Origin of the sequence: Streptomyces sp. NPDC005775, from assembly GCF_042871565.1 — a bacterium.
Classification (GTDB): domain Bacteria; phylum Actinomycetota; class Actinomycetes; order Streptomycetales; family Streptomycetaceae; genus Streptomyces.
The window spans coordinates 33,787-53,104 of the sequence record NZ_JBIAIU010000017.1 but is presented as its reverse complement, the minus strand read 5'-3'; the positions used below and the strand labels follow the sequence as shown (position 1 = coordinate 53,104).

Below are 19,318 nucleotides of genomic sequence, written 5' to 3'. Positions count from 1 at the left end.
GGAAGGGTGTTCCGGCAGACCGGCCGTCCCGGCGGAGTGATCCGTTGGAGGGGATCAGAGGGAGGAGTTGAAGGTGGATGCCTGGCTGGGGCGACCGGCGGAGGCTACATGCACCCGACCGAGCTTCCTGGCTGCTTCGCCACCACGCGCGTCGATCGCGGCGAGCGGCACACGGCTCTTCTTCGCAACGGCGAAGGAGAGGGAGGATTCAGTGGTCTTCACGGCCGTCCTTGAGGGGTTCGTTCCGATGGAATGGTTCCGGACAGGAAACCAGCGTTGGTACCTGCACCATTGCAGTGTCCGGCGGCACGACTTTACTCTCATGGCCTCGGTTGGCAACTGAGGACGCCCACTTGGAACACGAGCGTCACACGGGACCTGCCCCGATCGATCGGAACGACAGATTCCGCCATCAGGGTGACGACATAACCGCAGACGGGAGTGAACATGACGGCGATTCCCGGACCACTGCAGAGCATGGTCTTCAGGAACGCTGATCTGCCGGAGCTCTTTCACCACACGGACGCCATTGCGATCGCCCGTCAGCGGGAGTCGGTGAATACCACGCGGTGGCAGCTCATCCTGCTGGTCGGGGGCACCGTACCGGCCGCGCTGCCCTGGCGCGCGGAGGTTGCCGGGACGCTCCAACTCACCGACTTCGCGGCAGTGTTGGCCTACCTCGGCGTCCTGGTCACCACCTACCTCACCTCCCGGCGGAAAGCAAAGTCGCATTGGCAACTCAATCGCTCGGCGGCGGAGTTCATCAAATCGATGTGCTGGCGTTACTCGGTGCATGGCTCACCTTTCGATACCGGCACACAGCACCCCGAAGCGGTGTTCGCCAACCGGCTCGAAGAAGGGCTCCAGGAGCTCCGCAAGGTGGGCTGGGCCGACCCCCGGGACCGGACGGCCGATTCCGGCGGGCTCATCACCGATTCCATGCGCGCATTACGGGAGAAGGCATTCACCGTCCGCAAGGAAACCTATGTACGTGACCGGCTGATCGAACAGCGCAGCTGGTATCGCAGACGCCAGGAGGTGTCCCGGCGGGCCACCCTGGTCTGGTCGACCACCATCGCCGCGCTGACGGCGCTCGCTCTGCTCCTCGCCCTGTTCAGGGCCTTCTCGGCCGGCCAGTCCTTCGCGCTGACCGGAACCCTTTCCGCCGCGGCCGCGGCCTGCCTCGCCTGGGCCGAGATGCGCCGCCACCATCCGCTGATCTCGGCCCACTCCCTCGTGGAGAAGGACCTGGAGTCCATGCAGATAGCGATGGAGACGACGCTGAACGAGCGCCAGTGGCCGCGTGCGGTGTTCGAGACCGAGCGCATCGTCTCCCCCCAGCACACCGACTGGCTCGCCCGGCACCAGATGTGACGGCCCCGGCGGCCGGCCCGCGGGGGCGGGCCGTCGGACCACACGGCCGGCCGTCGCCCGTGACGGCCGGTCAGCTCCGTTCGACCCCGTCGCGCCAGATCACCGTGACGGGGCGGCCCAGGCCCCGGGCGTACGTCACGATGTCCCCCGTGCCGCCCAGGCCGCGGGCGGGGCGGCCGTCCCACACGGCGATCAGCCGGTCGCAGTGGTCGGCGATGTACGCGCCGGCGGCGTAGTACGCCTCGTCGGTGGAGTGCGGGTAGTCCAGCCTGACCTCGCGCACGGCGCGGGCCTTGAGTGCCCGGTAGCGGGCGAGTTCGTCCCCGTCGGCGAAACAGTCCTCGTAGTCGCCGCTGGGGATGACCACGGTCAGCTGGGCGCCGTGGGCGAGGGCGAGGTCGGCGAAGAGCTGGTCCGCCCCGACGGCCAGGCTGGAGAGCGCCTCCACCGAGCCGTCGCACCCGTGGAACGCCGCGCGCATCGACGCCAGCACGTGGTCGTGGGCTTCCTGCGGAATGCTGCGGTGACCGGTCACTCCGATGCGTTTCACGGACCTGGAACCCCCTGGGGTGTCTGCCGGGGGTTCCCGGAGGGCATCCCTCCGGGAGGCGCAGCATCCGCCCCCGTTGCTCCTGCGTGACGTCCTGTGTCACATGCTCTCAAAAGCCGCGGGGTCAGCGGGAGCCCCCGCCCACAATTCGGGCGGGGGCTCGGCGTGTTCGACTTGCGCTTTCGAGGGACGGGCCGGTTCCGGGGGACAGAACCGGCCACCCGGCGTGTCAGTAGATGCTGACGCCGTACGCGCTGAGTGCCTCGGTGACCGGCTGGAAGAAGGTCGTCCCACCGGAACTGCAGTTGCCGCTGCCGCCCGAGGTGAGTCCGATCGCCCTGGAGCCGGAGTAGAGCGGACCGCCGGAGTCGCCCCCCTCCGCGCACACGTTCGTCTTGATCATGCCGTAGACGATGTCGCCGCCGCCATAGTTGACCGTGGCGTTGAGTGCGGAGACGGTGCCGCTGTGGATGCCGGTGGTGGAGCCCCGGCGGGTGACGGACATCCCGACCGTGGCGTTGGCCGCGCTGGTGATGTCGACGCTGCCGACGGTGCCGGCGTGGGCGACGGAGGCATTGTCGTACCGGACCAGACCGTAGTCGTTGGTCGGGAAGCTGGAGCCGACCGTCGGGCCGATGTAGGTGGAGTTGGAGGAGTTGGTGTACCAGGGCGGGTTGCCGTCGGTGCAGTGACCGGCGGTCAGGAAGTAGTACGTACTGCCGCTGCGGACGTTGAACCCGAGGGAGCAGCGCCAGCCCGGTGCGTAGATGGCGTCACCCCCGGAGAGCAGCTTGCTGAACTTCCCGGAGGTGCGCTCGATGCGCAGGGCGCCCGCGTTGACGCCCGCCGAGTCCTTGATCTGCTGGATCTCCGCGGCGGAGACCGTGCTGTCGGCCGTGACCACGACCTTCTTCGTGACGGGGTCGACGTTCCATGCCGTCCCGGCCACGTCGGCACCGAGGACGGCCTCGCTCGCGGCGGAGAGCTGGTTCGCGCTGTACGTTCCGGTGGAGCTGGCCTGGGCGCTGGGGACGGTCAGTGCGGCGACCGCCACGAGACCTGCGGCTATTCCGATGGCCCTGCTGCGTCTCGCGGCAGTGCTGAGGGGGGTGGTGCGCTTGATCCTCACTTGTTTCCTCCCGAGGAGGTCGGGGGCCCGCCTGTGGGGTGGTCGGGCCCGTGAGGCGCAGTCAGGGTGCGGCGGGCCCGTCCGAAAATCGAACATGCCGTGCCCCTGACAAGCGCTGCTCGGGAGTATTCAAGGCGTCAACTTCCGGCGCAAGGGCGCCTTTTGGCCTGAGCTTGCGTGGCTGCCCACTCCCCCACCCATGTGTCCGGCCCCGGCGGACGACGTCCGCCGGGGCCGGAAGCGGCCGGTTGAGGTGCTGGTTCAGCCGTCGATCCTGCGCCGCTCCCCGGCCTCGACGGCGACGGGCAGGGTGTTGCCCGGCGGCGGGAAGGGGCAGATGAAGTGGTCCGCGAATGCGCAGGGCGGCAGCAGCGCGCGGTTGAGGTCGACCGTCACCGAGCCGTCCTGTGCCGGGGCCGCGGGCCGCAGGAACCGGAAGCGGTAGCTCGTTCCCCCGCTGGTGGCGTCGGCGAAGACCGCCCAGAGCGAGCCGTCGCTCTCCACGGCGACCTGGAGCGCGTGCCGGGTGCCGTCCAGCGTGAAGGCGATCTCCCCGGCGAGTCCCAGCCCACGTTCGACACCGTCGGCGTTCTCGACCCGGACGGTGCGGGAGGTGTCGTACGGACGGAAGCGGCCCGGCACCGCCCAGCGCGGATCGTACGGTGTGGCCTCGATGGCGCGGAAGGCCCGGCGCGCAGCGGAGTCCGGGTCGAAGTCCCTGACCGCCCACAGGCCTTCGCGACTGAGCATGACGAGCCTGCGCTCACCGTGCGCCACCCGGGAACCTTCGATCGGGCCGCGGTCGGCGCCGAGCCCGACCTGGCCGGTGAACGGCTTCCCGTCGACGCTCAGCCCGTCCTCGGGGCCGGCGGTGAGCACCACCTCGTCGCCGTCCTCCCGCCAGTGGCCCGGGACGGCCGGAATTCGACCTTCCGGGTGATCGGAGAGCCAGTGGGTGCCGGTGAGGGAGAGCGGCCCGTACGGAGCGGCGACCGTGGCGGTCCGCTCCTGGTGCCAGTGGTTCCAGTCCCGTACTGCCTGTTGCTGCGCGTCCGTGCTCATGCGGTCAACCCTTCCACACCGGCTCGGACCGCCCCTTGACCGAAGCCGCGACCCGCCACCGGGTCAGCAGCTGCAGTCGCACCCGCAGCAGTCGCAGCCGTCACAGCAGTCCCCGCAGTTGCTGCAGCAGTCGCAGGCGTCGCAGCAGTCGCCGCAGTCGCATTTGCTGCACAGTCCTTCGCGCCGCTGATGGCTCCACGGGTCGTCGAAGGTGCCGCAGCACATCTGGCAGGTGCAGGCGAGCCCCGCCCACACGAGACACCCCACGATGAGCCCCCGCCGGTCGCGCGGGGGCTCGGGCGGCGGCGGACCGAAGGGGCCGGACGGGCCCGTGGGCGCGTACGGATTGCCCGGGGGCGGCCCGAACGACCCCGCGGGGCGCCCTCCTGACGGGTGGCCGGCTTCGGTCAGGAGCCCGCCTCCCTGATGGGAGCAGACGTCCGTGGCGAACGCCCGGTCAACCGAGCGCCGCAGTTCGTGCGCCAGGAGCACATGGGCGAGCTTGTCGTCGGCGAATTCCGCGTCACGCAGCGCCAGCCGCACGCCCCGCAGCGCGTCGTCGCACAGCCGACGGGCCTCGGCGCGCGAGGTTCCGGTCGCCGTGAGCGGGTTCCAGGCACCCGACGCCGCGTCAGCTTCCTGGTCCTCCACGGCATCCAGCAGATGTGCGAGACGCCCGAAGAGCCTCCCGGCCTCCGCGAGCGGCTCGGCGTTCCGCGGCTTGCCCGCGAGCACGGCGGTGTGCGCGAAGGCGGCGGCGGTGGCGGTCTCGGTGGGCTCGGTGACCGTCAGCAGCGGGGTGCCGGGCCCCGCGAGCAACTCGATGCCGGTCTGCCGGTCGACGGCGTCGACGAGCAACGCGGTGTCGAAGCCGAGCTGTGCGCCGGTGCGGGCCCCGGCCCGGTCCCAGCCCGCGGCCACCCTGCGCGCGGCCGCGGCCACCGGGCGACGCGCCAACAGGCCGTCCCGGTCGGCCACGTGGTCGCGCACCTTGGCGGAGGCCAGCACCAGCGAGACGGCGGCCGCGAGCCTGGCGCCCTCACCGCGCGCGACCGGGGCGGTGCGCATGGCGCGGAGCGGGCAGGGGCCGGCGGTGCGCCGCTGCGCCGGGGTGCGCTCGGTCTGAGCCTCCGTCAGGACCGAGACGATCAGACCGTCATAGTTCGTGACGATACGGGCGAACTGTCCGTGATCGGAGCGAAGTGCCAGACAGAGCCCGCAGAGATGAGCCATCCACTCGGCCTTGAGCCCCTCCGACAGGCGGTGAGTGCAGGGCCTCACGATTCCGAACACGGCCATCCCCCGGTAGTCGTTCAGTTGTGCGGGGCGCTCGGGCGCCTGCGCGACGTGCATCGTATCGAGTGACCCGTTCACCCGTACGCCCCCCATGTCACCCATACGGACCGGAAGGCCATATTTTCCTACCGTCAGGCCCCTTATGCAGGAGGAACCTTGACGAATCGCCACATCTTCTGCACCAGTACCGTCACGAAAGCCCTGCGCGCCGCGTATCCCCTTGGCGCACGATCCGCATGATGGACGACGATAGGGATACGAAAGACATGCGGAACACCAAGGAACCGCGGTGAGAGGAGGCGTCCATGGGATCGGTGCGCAAGGCGAGTGCCTGGCTGGGCCTCGTAGAGGACAACGACGAGCGGTACTACGACGACGACGAGTACGCCGAAGGTGCACGGACCGGGACGGGTCAGGCCTGGGTGACCGATCCGCGGGTGCGGGTGGTCTCGGAGGCGGCCGAGGAGACGGGCCGCCGGATCGCCACGGTGACCCCGGACAGCTTCCGGGACGCCCGGAGCATCGGCGAGCTCTTCCGGGACGGCGTCCCGGTGATCATGAATCTCACGTCCATGGACTCCGCCGACGCCAAGCGCGTGGTGGACTTCGCCGCAGGACTGATCTTCGGGCTGCGCGGGTCGATCGACCGCGTGGCCACCCGGGTCTTCCTGCTGACCCCCGCCAACACCCAGGTCGTCAACGGCGAAGCCGCCGGCCGGCCGGCCGACGGCTTCTTCAACCAGAGCTGAGCGGGGGCTCACGGCGGTTTGGTCGCGGTCCCGGGTCTACCGGAACGCGTCCAGGCCGGTGAGCGCCTTGCCCAGCACCAGCTGGTGCATCTCCACGGTTCCCTCGTAGGTGAGCACCGACTCCAGATTCGTCGCGTGACGCATCACCGGGTACTCCAGGGAGATCCCGTTCGCGCCGAGGATCGTGCGCGAGGTGCGGCAGATCTCGATGGCCTCCCGCACGTTGTTCAGCTTTCCGAAACTGACCTGCTCCGGACGGAGCCTGCCCGCGTCCATCCGACGGCCGAGGTGGTGGGCGAGCAGGATGCCCTTGTGCAGTTCGACGGCCATGTCGGCGAGCTTGGCCTGGGTGAGCTGGAAGCCGCCGATCGGCTTCCCGAACTGCTCACGCGTCCTCGCGTAGTCGACGGCCGCCTCGAAGCTGGACCGGGCGGCGCCCATCGCTCCCCAGACGATGCCGTAGCGGGCATGGCTGAGGCAGCTGAGCGGGCCGCGCAGTCCCGTGACCTCCGGCAGCACGGCGTCGGCCGGCAGCCGCACCTCGTCCAGGATCAGCTCGCTGGTGACCGAGGCGCGCAGGGACCACTTGTGCCTGATCTCCGGCGCGGAGAAGCCGGGGGCGTCGGTGGGCACCACGAATCCGCGGATGCCGCTGCCCGCGGTGCCCTCGTCGGTCTGCGCCCAGACCACGGCGACCCCGGCGACCGAACCGTTGGTGATCCACATCTTGCGGCCACTGAGGACCCAGTCCTCGCCGTCGCGTTTGGCGTACGTCCGCATGCCCGCGGGATCGGAGCCGTGGTCCGGTTCGGTGAGCCCGAAGCAGCCGATGATCTCGCCGGCCGCCATGCCGGGCAGCCAGCGCTGCTTCTGCTCCTCGGAGCCGAAGCGGTGGATGGCGTACATGGCGAGGGAGCCCTGTACGGAGACGAGCGAGCGGATCCCGGAGTCGGCGGCCTCCAGCTCCAGACAGGCCAGCCCGTACTGGACGGCGGTGGCGCCCGCGCAGCCGTAGCCCCGCAGGGACATGCCCAGCGCCCCGAGCGAACCGAGCTCGCGGGCCAGTTCGCGGATGCCGGGCAGCTCGCCGTTCTCGTACCACTCGGCGATGTGCGGAAGGACCCGGTCGGCGGCCCAGACCCGGACGGTGTCGCGGATCGCGAGATCCTCGGCGCCCAGGAGATCGTCGATGCCGATCGGGTCACGGGGGTCGAAGGGCGGGAGTTTCGAGGACGGAGCGGTGGACATGAGGGGGTGCCTCCGGCGGCTCGCACGGTACCGATGTCGGTGGGGAGCGCCGAAAACTAGCAGTGTTAGTTACGGCGCCGTGCCGACGTTACGACTCAGTGTGCCGCGCGTCCAGAGCCCGTCGCCTCGGCAGGCGCCCGCCGCGCGGGCACCCGGAGGAGCACCTCGGGCCGCTCCTGGACCGGCAGATCGCGGGCCCCCGACGGGTTCCGCGCATCCGGGGCCTCCGGTGCCTCTTCGTCGTCCGCCGGCTTGCGCGGTTCGCAGAGCAGTGGCGGGCAGTCCATCACCCGGGGCAGCTTCAGCGCGGCGAGCGCCCCGAGCAGCAGCAGGCCCGCGCTGACCAGCAGGGTGAGGTGCAGCCCGTCGACGAAGGCGTTCCGGGCGGTGGAGCGTAGTACGGCTCCGAGCGGACCGCCGAGCTGCGCGGCGACCTGGTAGGCCTCACCGAGGGAGTGCGAGGCGGCGGCGCCCGCGGAGGCGGGGACGCCCTCTTCGGGGAGCCTGGCCAGACCGGGGGCGTACGCGGCGTTCATCACGCTGCCGAGCAGGGCGATCCCCATCCCGGCACCCAGCTGGTACGAGGTCTCGCCTATCGCGGCGGCCCCGCCGGCCCGGTCGGCCGGTGCCTCGCTGAGCATGGACTCGTACGCGCCGAAGAGCGTGGACTGCAGGCCGAAGCCGAGCACGACGAAGGACACGGTCAGCAGGCCGGGCCGGTCGTGCTGGCCCATCGCGGTCAGCATCAGGACCGCGGCCGCCGTCAGGACGAAGCCCCACCCGACCATTCTGCGCGGCCCGACCCGGCGCAGGGTGTACGAGCCGGTGGCCCCCGCGGCCATGGCGGCGAAGGTGAGCGGCAGCAGTCGCAGACCGGTCTCCAGCGGGCTGAGGCCGAGGACCAGCTGGAGGTACTGGACGGCTATCAGCTCCAGGCCCACCAGGGCCAGCATGGCGAGGACGATGCAGCCCACCGCGGTGGAGAAGGCGGGCCTGGCGAACATCCCGATGTCGATCAGCGGATGCGTCCGGCGCCTCTGGCGGCGGACGAACGCGGCCAGCAGCGCGGCACCCGCCAGCAGCGGCACCAGCGTGCCCAGGACCAGCAGCCCCTCGCCGGTGCCCGCGCGTTTCACGCCGAGAACCACACCGAGGACACCGGCGGCGGCCATCAGCGCACCGAACACGTCCCAGGGCCCGTCGGCGCTGCCTCGGGACTCCGGGAGCAGCAGCCGGCCGACCGGCAGGATCAGGGCCATCAGCGGGATGTTGATCAGGAAGACCGAGCCCCACCAGAAGTGCTCGACGAGGAAGCCGCCGATGACCGGGCCGGTGGCGGCGCCGACGGCGGCCACGGCGGACCAGACACCGATGGCCACGGCCCGCTCACGGCGGTCGGGAAAGACCTGCCGGAGAATCGACAGGGTCGCCGGCATGATCATCGCGCCGCCGACGCCGAGCAGGGCACGGGCCGCTATGAGCACGCCCGCGCTGTCGGCCATGGCGGCGACGGCGGAGGCGACCCCGAAGAGCGCGTAGCCGAGCAGCAGGACGCGCCGGCGGCCGACCCGGTCACCGAGTGTCCCGAAGAGGATCAGCAGGGACGCGCAGACCAGCGGGTAGACGTCCACGATCCACAGGAGACCGACGGCGCTGGGCCGCAGGTCCTCGGTGACGGCGGGGACGGCGACGTGCAGCACGGTCGCGTCGAGCGCCACGAGCAGCAGACTGAGGCAGAGGACGACCAGGACGACCCATCGATTGGCACCGTCGGCGGCTTCTCGCAGACGGATTCGGGCTGTGGTCGTCCCGGACATGCATCTACCTCCCAAAAGGTCCCTCGCGCTCGGCAGGCCCCCGGGGGATTCAGCGTCCGCTGCCCCTCGGGCCCGGCATCGACGGGCGAGTGATCCGTCAGCGTACGCGAGTTCGGCAGTGCTACACGTGGCCCATCTCATACCCGCCGACGGCGTCGAGTGTGTCGTACGCCACTGCGGCCACGCGCCCCGCCCCCCTCCGCGACGCCACCCGGACCTGCGACAACCGGCCGCCCGCCGCACGGACGGAGGGCTCCGGAGGCCGCGAGGTCCCTCCCGGGGGTGCCGGGCGAAGGCGTCCGGTAACCGGACCGATACCGTCCGTTCGGCCCAGCGGGAGCCGGGGGCGCATTCCCTTCGCCGTCGGGTACACCTTTCGCATAAATTACCGAATGCAGTTACGGAAAGCCCGCCGAAGAAAGGGAACGAAAGGAATCCAGGGTTCTCGGAAACTCCGAAAATCAGCTCGGACTGAGACATAGTCCACATCACATCGTCATCACGAAGCGCCCGGATCGACCGGGCCACCCACTCACTCGCTGTAACGTCGATTGGGTGCGTACCGACATCTTTGCCCGTCTGGACCGGGAGCCGGAACCGCCGAAGATAGAGACACCGCGGATGAGCCGTCACCGCATCGCGCTCTTCGGCGGAACGTTGGCGTTCTATCTGGCCATCGTCATCGCCGTGCTCGTGTCGTCCTGGCTGGTGACCCTGGACTGGAAGGTCATGCTCTTCCGGCCTTACCAGCAGTGGCCCGGCATCCACGCCTTCCTCGACTACTACGTGGTCCTCGGCCAGCGCGGGCCGACGGCGGTCATGGTCGCCTGCTGGCTGGGCTGGCGCTCCTGGCGGCAGCACACCCTGCGGCCCCTGCTGACGCTGGGCGCCTCGCTCCTGCTGCTCAACGTGACGGTGGGCGCGGTCAAGATCGGTCTCGGCCGGCTCGGCCCGCACTACGCGACGCAGATCGGATCGGCGGAGCTCTTCGCCGGCGGCGATATATTTCCCTCGGGCCACACCGCCAACGCCGTCGTGACCTGGGGAATCCTCGCCTACCTGGCCGCCACTCCGCGCGCCAGGCGCTATCTGTCGGCCATGTCCGCGCTCGTCTCCCTCGGGGTCGGCCTGACGACGGTCTACCTCGGAACGCACTGGCTCAGCGACGTGGTGCTCGGCTGGGCGGCGGGTCTGCTGATCCTCCTGGGCCTGCCCTGGGTGGAACCGCTGATCACCCGGGCCGAGAACTGGATCTTCGCTGCCCGCGAGTGGCTGAGCGCGCGCGGCAGGACCGCGGCACCGGAGCCCGTCATCCCCCGCCCCGTGCCGGCCGCCCCGGTCGCCACCGGGGCCGCGGCACAGGGCCCTGCCCGCGAGCCCGCCGGCACCGGTGGGCCGACGGCGGTGGCCACGGCCACCGGCAGCCGCCCCCGGGCGCACACCGCGCCACCCGCACACCCGGGCCATCCCGCGCGCCCCGAGCGGCCCCCGATCGCGCCGGCCGGCAGCCGCCGCCCGCCGCACGCGGACCGCACACCGCGCGGGGGCACCGCCCCGGCCCGGCCGGTGGCCGGCGGCTGACCCCGCCGGGCCCGGGGACTGCGCACCCGGCCGCCCGCCCGCATGACGGAAGGCCCCGACCGGAGTCGGGGCCTTCCGTCATGCGGGGGCAGGGGCCGGGCGGTCCTCAGCCGGTCCAGCAGCGCCTGACGACGCCTGCCTCGACCTCGAAGTTGATCCGGCCGCTCTGGAACTCCATGGTGATGACGGTGCCCGGCGGCAGGGCTCTGACCGTGGCCCAGCCGCGCTCCCGGGCCCGCCGTTCGGCGGACTCGGCGGCGAGGCCGACGTAGGTCCCGGGGGTGTCGTCGGGCTGGGCGGGAGGAGTCGGTACGGGTGCCATGCCTCTCACCGTAGGCGGCTCCCGCCCCCTGCGGAAGCCGGGGCGGTCCCCGCCGCACGGCATCCTCACGTACCTCGCCGGTCACACTTGTGTCACAGGATCACTACACGTGTTCTCTCCCGAGTCATTCGTTCGGACGTATGACTCGGCATAGGACACACAGTAATCACACAGGCCGGGAAACGATCGCCGAAGCGAGCCGGAATAGTTCGGAAAACCAGCCCAATGACCACCGCCGGGTGACGTCGCTTTCTCACCGGAATGACCACCCGCGAATGAACACACCACCGGGAATTCATCCTTCCTTATCGCACCCTTATCCCGAGGTGACGATATCCACACCATCTCACCACCACCCTCACCCCGCCCCCGTTCCGCCCGTATAGCGCACGCCCGGGCCGTCCGCATTACGACCCCCGCCCGGCGAGGCGGACAGTCGACGCGCGTGCCCGATCGCGGCCGCCGAGCACACCCCCGCCCCCTCTCGTCAGGCCCGACCCGCGTCGCCCCCACGGCGCCCCGCCGGATGGCTCGCGTGTGTGGTACACGCTTCCGTTTGCCCGGTTTTGTCCAGTCATCTTCGAGCCGACCCTGCCGCGCGGTTCGATTCCGTTCCCCTTCCCGCGTGACCCCGGCAGCGGCTCATCCGTTGTCTTCTTCATGAGCCGGGAACCGCCCGGCGCACGTACCGAGTCCGAGGAGCCACCCGTGCCGCGCATGCTCGACGTCAGCGAGGACGTACGCGCCGAGATCGGCGACGCCGAAGCCGACCGGCTGCTCGTCGGCGACAACGCCCCCGGCAGTTACGACTGCACCTCCTGCCGCACTCCCGGCGACTCCGAGCAGGAGCGCACCAGCACGGTGCTGTTCGTCGGCGACGAGACCGCCGTCCTCGCCTTCGCCCACGCGACCTGCATCCCCTCGCAGGTGGTCCAGGTCGCCGAGGAACAGCTGCAGGGAGCCGTGCGCAGCATCACCGGCAGCGAGCAGGAGGCCCCGGACCGGCTGACGCCCGAGCAGGCGGTGCTCGGGATCACCAGCGGTCTCGTCCTGATCGACGACGAACTCCACCCGGCCCTGGTCGTCGAGCCGACCGGGGCGATCTCCCGGCCCGGCACCGACGGCAGCGCCGGCGACGAGTTCCTCCAGCTGCTGCTGGAGCAGGGCTTCCGTCCGGTCCACCGGATGGACCAGGTCCCCGAGGTGCTGCACGGCTGGTCGATCCTGCTCGCCATGGGGCAGCTGCACGCGGTGCTCCAGCCGGGCACGGGTGGCGGAGCCCCCGTGGCCTGGTGGCAGGCCCACGCGCCCCTCCAGGTCACCGAGGGCTGGCGGACCGCGGCCAACAAGTCGCAGACCGTGCTGGTCTACGCCGCCCCGGCCGGTTCGATCGGCCAGCAGCCCCGCGAGGACCTGCTGCGCGACGCCCTGGAGAAGGCCGCGGCCGGCGGGTTCCTGGTCGCGGCCGCCATGCCGCTGGCGGGGACCTGATCATGGCCGGCGCTCCCGCACACCGGCGGCGAACAGCTATTTCTCCCGCGGGCCCGCATCCCACGGACGGCGGGGTCGTTGGCACATACGTGCACTCATACGACCCCTCCCACCAGCGTCCGAGCCCGATCCCTGCCATGCGTCCCGCGCAGGACCCATCGGGCGGCCCGTCCCACACCCCGATCTACGACGCGCTGTACTCCGAGTACCGCAGGTCGTTCAGGGCGCTGCCGGGTGATCGCAGTGGTGAGGAGAGTCTGGGCCTGCCGGCCTTCGGGGCCGGGTTCTTCGGCTCCCGTGCCCCGCTGAGCGTCCACTCGTCGCACTCCGGGAGCGGCGGGGCGGGAAGTGCCGCCGGTGGCACGGGCGCGCACGGGAGCGGCTCCAGCGGCCACACCGGGGGCCTCGGCTCGTGGCAGCGGGTCGGACGGCACGCGGGAGGGGGCAGGCCCGCGGCCCTGCCGCCGGGCTCGCGGGGGGCCTGACCGCACGACGCACGGCAGAGCCCCGGACCGCTCGTCGAACGAGCGGTCCGGGGCTCTGCCGTGTCCGGCGCTGTGCGCGCCCGTGGAGCGCCGCCCCGGCGTCCTACGCACGGGACGGCGTCACCCGGTCGGCTACTTGTTGCGGCCGCGCTTCTCGCGGACCCGCACCGAGATGTGGATCGGCGTGCCCTCGAAGCCGAACTCCTCACGCAGCCGGCGCTCGACGAACCGGCGGTAGCCGTGCTCCAGGAAGCCGGAGGCGAAGAGCACGAAGCGCGGCGGCTTGGTGCCCGCCTGGGTGCCGAAGAGGATGCGCGGCTGCTTGCCACCACGGATGGGGTGCGGGTGGGAGGCGACGATCTCGCCGAGGAACGCGTTCAGCCGGCCCGTCGGAACACGGGTCTCCCAGCCTTCCAGCGCGGTCTCGATCGCCGGGACCAGCTTCTCCATGTGGCGGCCGGTGAGGGCCGAGACGTTGACCCGGGGGGCCCACGCGACCTGCGCGAGCTCCGTCTCGATCTCGCGCTCCAGGTAGTAGCGGCGCTCCTCGTCGAGCGTGTCCCACTTGTTGAAGGCGACGACGATCGCACGCCCGGCCTCGACGGCCATCGTGACGATGCGCTGGTCCTGGACGCTGATCGACTCGCTGGAGTCGATCAGGATCACGGCGACCTCGGCCTTCTCCACGGCGGCCGCCGTACGCAGCGAGGCGTAGTAGTCCGCGCCCTCCTGGAGGTGGACCCGGCGCCGGATACCGGCCGTGTCGATGAACTTCCAGGTGATGCCGCCGAGCGTGATCAGCTCGTCGACCGGGTCACGGGTGGTGCCGGCCAGCTCGTTGACGACGACACGGTCCTCGTTGGCCACCTTGTTCAGCAGCGAGGACTTGCCGACGTTCGGACGGCCGATCAGGGCGATGCGGCGCGGGCCGCCGATCGCCGTGCCGAACGACTGCGCCGGGGCCTCGGGGAGCGCCTCCAGCACGGCGTCCAGCATGTCGCCGGTGCCGCGGCCGTGCAGCGAGGAGACGGGGTGCGGCTGGCCGAGGCCGAGCGACCAGAGCGCCGTGGCGTCCGCCTCTCCGCTCTGCCCGTCGACCTTGTTGGCGCAGAGCACGACCGGCTTGCCGGACCGGCGCAACAGCTTGACGACGGCCTCGTCGGTGTCGGTGGCGCCGACCGTGGAGTCGACCACGAAGACGACCGCGTCGGCCATCTCGATGGCGTACTCGGCCTGGGCGGCGACGGAGGCGTCCAGCCCGAGCACGTCCTGCTCCCAGCCGCCGGTGTCGACGACCTTGAAGCGGCGGCCCGCCCATTCGGCCTCGTAGCTGACGCGGTCACGCGTGACGCCGGGCTTGTCCTGGACCACGGCCTCACGACGGCCGATGATCCGGTTCACCAGCGTCGACTTGCCGACGTTCGGACGGCCGACGACGGCGAGCGCCGGCAGCGGGCCGTGCCCGGCCGCGCCGATGGCACCCTCGACGTCCTCGGGGTCGAACCCCTCCTGCGCGGCGAGCTCCATGAACTCCGCGTACTCGGCATCGCCAAGTGCTCCGTGCTCGTGGTCCGAGCCGCCGGAGTGAATCTGGTCGTTCATGAAGTCCGTTCCTCTTTGCATCATCATCGATGGACCACGCAGCACGCGCCGTCCACTACTCACGTCTTATCCCGTGCGCCCGGTGAGGCGCCTGGCCTGCTCCAGGTGGCCGGTCAGCCGTCCCTGGATGCGCACCGTCGCCTCGTCGAGCGCCTTGCGCGTCCGTCTGCCGCTGCCGCCCGCCCGTCGCCCGCCACCACCCGTGTACGAGCTTCGCACGCCCTCTTGCGCGTCGAACGCTTCGCCGAAGACGACATCGACGCGGCTGCGCAACGGCGGCAGTGCTGATATCAACCGTCCGCGGCGCTCAGTGCTTCCCAGTACGGCCACGGGCACGATCGGCGCCCCGCTGCGCACCGCGAAGTACGCGAGTCCGGCGCGCAGCGAGGCGAAGTCTCCTTCGCCCCTGGTGCCCTCGGGGAAGATCCCGAGCACCCCGCCGTCCTCCAGCACGCCGAGGGCGTGGGTGATGGCGGTGCGGTCGACGGTCGTACGGTCCACCTTCAGCTGACCGATTCCGCGCAGGAACGGGTCCAGGGGGCCGACGAACGCCTCTTTCTTGATCAGGAAGTGGACGGGCCGGGGCGCGGTGCCCATCAGCATCGGCCCGTCGACGTTGTGCGAGTGGTTCACCGCGAGTATGACGGGTCCGGAGGCGGGAACCCGCCACGCGCCGAGGACGCGGGGCTTGAAGAGCCCGTACATCAGCCCGATCCCGATGCCGCGTCCGACCGCCGCTCCGCGCAGCGTGGGCGCGCCCGTGGCAGGTGTCACTTCGCGGCCTGCTTCTCCCCGACGAGGGTGACGACGCACTCGATGACCTGCTGGAGGGTCAGCTCGGTGGTGTCCACCTCGACCGCGTCGTCCGCCTTGGCGAGCGGCGAGGTCTTGCGGCCGGAGTCTGCGGCGTCCCGCTTGATCAGCGCCTCCTTGGTGGCGGCGAGATCGGAGCCCTTGACCTCGCCGCTGCGGCGGGCCGCACGGGCCTCGGGCGAGGCGGTCAGGAAGATCTTGATGTCGGCGTCGGGCAGCACGGTCGTGCCGATGTCGCGGCCCTCGACCACGATGCCCCTCTCCGCTCCGGCGGCGATGGTGCGCTGCAGCTCGGTGATCCGGGTGCGCACCTCGGGGACGGCGCTGACGGCGCTGACCTTGGAGGTGACCTCCTGGGTACGGATCGGGCCGGAGGCGTCCTCGCCGTCGACCGTGATCGTCGGGCCCATGGGGTCGGTGCCGGAGACGATGACCGGCTTGGCGGCCGCGGTCGCCACCTCCATCGCGTCGTGCACGTCGATCCCGTTGTTCAGCATCCACCAGGTGATCGCCCGGTACTGGGCACCGGTGTCCAGGTAGCTCAGGCCGAGCTGGGCGGCGACGGCCTTGGACGTGCTGGACTTGCCGGTGCCGGAGGGGCCGTCGATGGCGACGATCACTGCGGCCGGGGCGGTCCGGGCGGCGGCGCTTACGGTTTCCACGGTGGTGGACACCTTCCTGGTACACGGGGCGGGCGGGACGGGACGCGTGAACCCGCCCCGCACAAGGTTACCGAGTGTCGGGACGGGCCCGACCACCCCTGTGGACAAGTGCCTCCCGGCCCGGTGTCCCAAGGGCCGGAGCGGGGGTCATGGCCGGATCGACCAGCCCCGCTCGCGCAGGGCCGCGCTCAGCGCGGGGGCCGCGCTCGGTTCGACCATGAGCTGGACGAGGCCCGCCTGCTGCCCGGTGGCGTGCTCGATCCGTACGTCCTCGACGTTGACCCCGGCCCGGCCCGCGTCCGCGAAGATCCCGGCCAGCTCGCCGGGTCGGTCGCTGATGAGGACGGCCACGACCTCGTACGAGGCGGGGGCGGCGCCGTGCTTCCCCGGCACCCTGACCCGGCCGGCGTTGCCGCGGCGCAGGACGTCCTGGATGCCTTCGGTGCCCTCCCGCCGTTTGTCCTCGTCGGCGGACTGGAGCCCGCGCAGTGCCCGTACGGTCTCCTCCAGGTCCGCGGCGACGCCGGCGAGGACGTCGGCGACGGGGCCGGGGTTGGCGGACAGGATCTCCACCCACATCCGGGGGTCGGAGGCCGCGATCCTGGTGACGTCCCTGATCCCCTGGCCGCACAGGCGCACGGCGGTCTCGTCGGCCTCCTCCAGGCGGGCGGCGACCATCGACGAGATCAGCTGCGGGGTGTGGGAGACGAGGGCGACGGCCCGGTCGTGGGCGTCGGCGTCCATGACGACCGGGACCGCGCGGCAGAGCGCGACCAGCTCCAGCGCGAGGTTGAGGACCTCGGTGCCGGTGTCCCGGGTGGGCGTGAGGACCCAGGGGCGGCCCTCGAACAGGTCGGCGGTGGCGGCGAGCGGGCCCGAGCGCTCCTTGCCGGCCATGGGATGCGTGCCGATGTAGGGCGTGAGGTCGATGCCGAGCGCTTCCAGCTCGCGGCGCGGTCCGCCCTTGACGCTCGCGACGTCGAGGTAGCCGCGGGCGACACCGGTGCTCATCGCGGTGGCGAGCACGGTCGCGGTGTGGGCCGGCGGCACGGCGACGACCGCCAGGTCGACTCGGCCCTCGGGCGGCTCGTCCGTACCGGCTCCCAGGGCGGCCGCCGTACGGGCCGACTCCGGGTCGTGGTCGACGAGGTGCACCTTGATGCCGCGCCCGGCGAGGGCGAGGGCGGCGGAAGTGCCGACGAGGCCCGTTCCGATGACGACGGCGGTTCTCACTGGGCGATGTCCTTGCGGAGGGCGGCGGTGGCGCCGAGGTAGACGTGGGCGATCTCGGCCTTCGCGAGATACGTCTCGACATGGGCGAGGACCCGGACCACCCGGGGCATGGCGCCGTTGATGTCCAGCTCCTGGGCGCAGATCAGCGGTACGTCGACGATGCCGATGCCGCGCGCCGCGGCGGCCGGGAAGTCGCAGTGCAGATCGGGGGTGGCCGTGAACCAGATGCTGATCAGATCGTCCGCGACCAGGCTGTTGCGCTCCAGGACGGCCGTGAGCAGGGCGCTGACCTGCTCGTCCATGTGCCCGGCCTCGTCCCGCTCCAGCTGGACGGCTCCGCGGACCGCTCGTACCGCCACGTCGTGCTCCTTGCCTGTGCCTGTCGCGTCTGCGCTTGCGTTTCAGCCTAGAGGGGCGGTGCCGTCCCGCGCCCGGGTGCCCTGTCCGTGAGACGCGGCGGCGACGCGGGCCCGGGCAGGACGCGTACCCTCCCCGCATGATCTCCCCCGGCGACGAGGCCCTGGTCCGCGACCACACGGTCTACTCCTGCGTGATGGGCTCGCGCGCCTTCGGGCTCGCCACGGACGGCAGCGACACCGACCGGCGCGGGGTGTTCCTCGCCCCGACCCCGCTGTTCTGGCGGTTCGACAAGCCTCCGACGCACGTGGACGGACCGGCCGAGGAGCAGTTCTCCTGGGAGCTGGAGCGGTTCTGCGAACTGGCGCTGCGGGCCAACCCCAATGTGCTGGAGTGCCTGCACTCGCCCCTGGTGGAGCGGATCGACGCGACGGGCCGGGAACTGCTGTCGCTGCGCGGGGCGTTCCTGTCCCGGCAGGCCCATCAGACTTTCGTACGGTACGCGCTGGGGCAGCGGCGGAAGCTGGAGGCGGACATCCGTCAGTACGGGGCGCCGCGCTGGAAGCACGCGATGCATCTGCTGCGGCTGCTGGCGAGCTGCCGTGACCTGCTGCGTACGGGAGAGCTCACGATCGACGTGGGCGCGGCCCGGGACGAACTGCTGGCGGTCAAGCGGGGCGAGGTGGCCTGGCCGGAGGTCGAGCGGCGGATGGCGGGACTGGCCGAGGAGAACGACGACGCCGCCGCCGTCTCACCCCTGCCGGCCCAGCCGGACCGGGCGCGGGTCGAGGACTTCCTGATCCGCGCCCGACGGGCGTCGGCCCTGGCGGCCGGGGCGGCGGGTTCAGCCGGCTGAGGCGGGGGCGGCCCAGCCGGCCGAGGCCGGGGCGAGGCGCGCCCGTACCACCAGTTCGTGCAGTGCGTCGAAGCCGCTCGCCCCGTCCGGGAGCACCGAGTCCGCCTCGGCGACGTCGAGCGTCCGGTGCAGCGTCTCGATGTCCCGGAGCACTGCCGCCCGGTCCACCCCCTCCGCTCCCCCGTGTTCGGCCGCGGCCTTGGTCGTGATGAGCCCGGGGAGGTAGGAGGGCGCGGACACCAGGGCGAGCAGCGTCGGCAGATGCGCCAGCACCTCGCCCCTGCGCATCAGGTGGATGCCGGTGAGCAGCGCCCGGAAGGTGTAGAGAAGCGGCTTCAGCTCGCCGGTCCTCTCGAAGAGCCGCCACTGGGTGTGGGCGAATCCGCGGTAGTGGTGGGCATGGTTGCGGGTGAGGACGCCGGGCGCGAGCGCCACCAGTTCCGCGTGCAGGGCCGTCGTGTGCACGACCAGGGGCGAGAGCAGCTGCTCCAGGACGTACCCGTTCGGCTTCAGCATGAGCCGGACGAATTTGGACCGACCGGCAATTGGGGGGTGGGTGAAGGAGTGGGGCTGGGTGCGTGCAGCTGCAAGGCGGAGGATTGAGGCAACGCGGAGCGTTGATGATTGACGACAACGCCGCAGGTGTGCACACCCAGCCCCGCGACGCCGCCCCCCAATTGCCGGTCGGTCC

Annotated in this window: 19 protein-coding genes and 1 pseudogene; 6 read left to right on the top strand and 14 right to left on the bottom strand. The window is 71.4% G+C overall.

All coding sequences use genetic code 11. The features are described from left to right. Window positions 1-54: 54 nt before the first annotated feature. A complete protein-coding gene (gene fxsA, locus ACFYPA_RS31855) occupies window positions 55-222 on the bottom strand; it encodes an FxSxx-COOH cyclophane-containing RiPP peptide (RefSeq protein ID WP_219571751.1) in 168 nt (55 codons plus the stop codon). 225 nt (window positions 223-447) lie between these two features. Between fxsA and ACFYPA_RS31850 the strand changes: the two genes are divergently transcribed. After that, window positions 448-1,374: a DUF4231 domain-containing protein gene (locus ACFYPA_RS31850; RefSeq protein WP_359315846.1), complete on the top strand. Its 927-nt coding sequence runs from the start codon at window positions 448-450 to the stop codon at window positions 1,372-1,374. A gap of 70 nt (window positions 1,375-1,444) precedes the next feature. On the opposite strand, the gene ACFYPA_RS31845 is transcribed toward ACFYPA_RS31850, so the two are convergent. From ACFYPA_RS31845 to ACFYPA_RS31830, 4 genes are all read right to left on the bottom strand, one after another. Continuing rightward, window positions 1,445-1,924, bottom strand: coding sequence for a hypothetical protein (locus ACFYPA_RS31845; protein WP_359085569.1), 480 nt, complete (start codon window positions 1,922-1,924; stop codon window positions 1,445-1,447). 229 nt (window positions 1,925-2,153) lie between these two features. Further along, on the bottom strand, window positions 2,154-3,053 hold the full coding sequence (locus tag ACFYPA_RS31840; RefSeq protein ID WP_359085570.1) for a S1 family peptidase: 900 nt from the start codon (window positions 3,051-3,053) through the stop codon (window positions 2,154-2,156). 261 nt (window positions 3,054-3,314) lie between these two features. Continuing rightward, entirely contained in the window at window positions 3,315-4,115 is an 801-nt protein-coding gene (locus tag ACFYPA_RS31835) for a DUF1684 domain-containing protein (protein ID WP_359085571.1), read from the bottom strand. 63 nt (window positions 4,116-4,178) lie between these two features. Then, window positions 4,179-5,468, bottom strand: a complete 1,290-nt coding sequence (locus tag ACFYPA_RS31830) for a DUF5685 family protein (protein WP_359085572.1) — start codon at window positions 5,466-5,468, stop codon at window positions 4,179-4,181. 248 nt (window positions 5,469-5,716) lie between these two features. Here ACFYPA_RS31830 and ACFYPA_RS31825 point away from each other — a divergent pair, with 248 nt between their 5' ends. Continuing rightward, a complete protein-coding gene (locus tag ACFYPA_RS31825) occupies window positions 5,717-6,160 on the top strand; it encodes a cell division protein SepF (RefSeq protein ID WP_359085573.1) in 444 nt (147 codons plus the stop codon). A gap of 36 nt (window positions 6,161-6,196) precedes the next feature. On the opposite strand, the gene ACFYPA_RS31820 is transcribed toward ACFYPA_RS31825, so the two are convergent. Together ACFYPA_RS31820 and ACFYPA_RS31815 are read right to left on the bottom strand one after the other, a co-directional pair. Next, the gene (locus ACFYPA_RS31820) at window positions 6,197-7,408 is read right to left on the bottom strand and encodes an acyl-CoA dehydrogenase family protein (protein WP_359085574.1); all 1,212 of its coding nucleotides are present in this window, start codon (window positions 7,406-7,408) and stop codon (window positions 6,197-6,199) included. 95 nt (window positions 7,409-7,503) lie between these two features. Continuing rightward, window positions 7,504-9,225, bottom strand: coding sequence for an MFS transporter (locus ACFYPA_RS31815; protein WP_359085575.1), 1,722 nt, complete (start codon window positions 9,223-9,225; stop codon window positions 7,504-7,506). Window positions 9,226-9,780: 555 nt separating this feature from the next. Between ACFYPA_RS31815 and ACFYPA_RS31810 the strand changes: the two genes are divergently transcribed. Continuing rightward, a complete protein-coding gene (locus ACFYPA_RS31810) occupies window positions 9,781-10,806 on the top strand; it encodes a phosphatase PAP2 family protein (RefSeq protein WP_389135812.1) in 1,026 nt (341 codons plus the stop codon). Window positions 10,807-10,912: 106 nt separating this feature from the next. Here ACFYPA_RS31810 and ACFYPA_RS31805 read toward each other — a convergent pair whose 3' ends face one another. Next, window positions 10,913-11,128: an I78 family peptidase inhibitor gene (locus ACFYPA_RS31805; protein WP_359085577.1), complete on the bottom strand. Its 216-nt coding sequence runs from the start codon at window positions 11,126-11,128 to the stop codon at window positions 10,913-10,915. Window positions 11,129-11,836: 708 nt separating this feature from the next. Between ACFYPA_RS31805 and ACFYPA_RS31800 the strand changes: the two genes are divergently transcribed. Further along, on the top strand, window positions 11,837-12,619 hold the full coding sequence (locus ACFYPA_RS31800) for a hypothetical protein (protein ID WP_359085578.1): 783 nt from the start codon (window positions 11,837-11,839) through the stop codon (window positions 12,617-12,619). Window positions 12,620-12,756: 137 nt separating this feature from the next. Further along, the gene (locus ACFYPA_RS31795; protein ID WP_359085579.1) at window positions 12,757-13,104 is read left to right on the top strand and encodes a hypothetical protein; all 348 of its coding nucleotides are present in this window, start codon (window positions 12,757-12,759) and stop codon (window positions 13,102-13,104) included. 132 nt (window positions 13,105-13,236) lie between these two features. On the opposite strand, the gene der is transcribed toward ACFYPA_RS31795, so the two are convergent. The 5 genes from der to aroH form a co-directional block, all read right to left on the bottom strand. After that, window positions 13,237-14,706 carry a ribosome biogenesis GTPase Der gene (gene der, locus ACFYPA_RS31790; protein ID WP_359320687.1) on the bottom strand — a complete coding sequence of 490 codons (1,470 nt, stop codon included), beginning with the start codon at window positions 14,704-14,706 and terminating at the stop codon, window positions 13,237-13,239. 66 nt (window positions 14,707-14,772) lie between these two features. After that, the gene (locus ACFYPA_RS31785; RefSeq protein ID WP_359085581.1) at window positions 14,773-15,480 is read right to left on the bottom strand and encodes a lysophospholipid acyltransferase family protein; all 708 of its coding nucleotides are present in this window, start codon (window positions 15,478-15,480) and stop codon (window positions 14,773-14,775) included. Beyond that, window positions 15,477-16,193, bottom strand: a complete 717-nt coding sequence (cmk, locus tag ACFYPA_RS31780; RefSeq protein ID WP_389135808.1) for a (d)CMP kinase — start codon at window positions 16,191-16,193, stop codon at window positions 15,477-15,479. Before cmk ends, ACFYPA_RS31785 begins: the two co-directional genes overlap by 4 nt. Window positions 16,194-16,328: 135 nt before the next feature. Then, window positions 16,329-17,414: a prephenate dehydrogenase gene (locus tag ACFYPA_RS31775; protein WP_389135805.1), complete on the bottom strand. Its 1,086-nt coding sequence runs from the start codon at window positions 17,412-17,414 to the stop codon at window positions 16,329-16,331. Then, window positions 17,411-17,773 (bottom strand): chorismate mutase, encoded by a 363-nt coding sequence (aroH, locus tag ACFYPA_RS31770; RefSeq protein ID WP_359085584.1) that lies wholly within the window; start codon window positions 17,771-17,773, stop codon window positions 17,411-17,413. The genes ACFYPA_RS31775 and aroH overlap by 4 nt, the downstream gene beginning before the upstream one ends. Window positions 17,774-17,910: 137 nt before the next feature. On the opposite strand from aroH, the gene ACFYPA_RS31765 reads away from it, so the two are divergent. After that, on the top strand, window positions 17,911-18,627 hold the full coding sequence (locus tag ACFYPA_RS31765) for a DNA polymerase beta superfamily protein (RefSeq protein WP_389135802.1): 717 nt from the start codon (window positions 17,911-17,913) through the stop codon (window positions 18,625-18,627). Here ACFYPA_RS31765 and ACFYPA_RS31760 read toward each other — a convergent pair. Then, a pseudogene (locus tag ACFYPA_RS31760) lies at window positions 18,616-19,161 on the bottom strand (DNA polymerase beta superfamily protein); the annotation flags it as partial. The gene ACFYPA_RS31765 and the pseudogene ACFYPA_RS31760 sit on opposite strands and share 12 nt — an antisense overlap. Window positions 19,162-19,318 lie beyond the last annotated feature (157 nt).

Bases quoted from the DNA above. Each gene is read 5' to 3' on its own strand.
- ACFYPA_RS31830 (WP_359085572.1), bottom strand. From the start codon at position 5,468: ATGCACGTCGCGCAGGCGCCCGAGCGCCCCGCACAACTGAACGACTAC.
- ACFYPA_RS31765 (WP_389135802.1), top strand. From the start codon at position 17,911: ATGATCTCCCCCGGCGACGAGGCCCTGGTCCGCGACCACACGGTCTAC.
- ACFYPA_RS31825 (WP_359085573.1), top strand. From the start codon at position 5,717: ATGGGATCGGTGCGCAAGGCGAGTGCCTGGCTGGGCCTCGTAGAGGAC.
- ACFYPA_RS31850 (WP_359315846.1), top strand. From the start codon at position 448: ATGACGGCGATTCCCGGACCACTGCAGAGCATGGTCTTCAGGAACGCT.
- der (WP_359320687.1), bottom strand. From the start codon at position 14,706: ATGAACGACCAGATTCACTCCGGCGGCTCGGACCACGAGCACGGAGCA.
- ACFYPA_RS31815 (WP_359085575.1), bottom strand. From the start codon at position 9,225: ATGTCCGGGACGACCACAGCCCGAATCCGTCTGCGAGAAGCCGCCGAC.
- ACFYPA_RS31835 (WP_359085571.1), bottom strand. From the start codon at position 4,115: ATGAGCACGGACGCGCAGCAACAGGCAGTACGGGACTGGAACCACTGG.
- ACFYPA_RS31805 (WP_359085577.1), bottom strand. From the start codon at position 11,128: ATGGCACCCGTACCGACTCCTCCCGCCCAGCCCGACGACACCCCCGGG.
- ACFYPA_RS31795 (WP_359085579.1), top strand. From the start codon at position 12,757: ATGCGTCCCGCGCAGGACCCATCGGGCGGCCCGTCCCACACCCCGATC.
- ACFYPA_RS31820 (WP_359085574.1), bottom strand. From the start codon at position 7,408: ATGTCCACCGCTCCGTCCTCGAAACTCCCGCCCTTCGACCCCCGTGAC.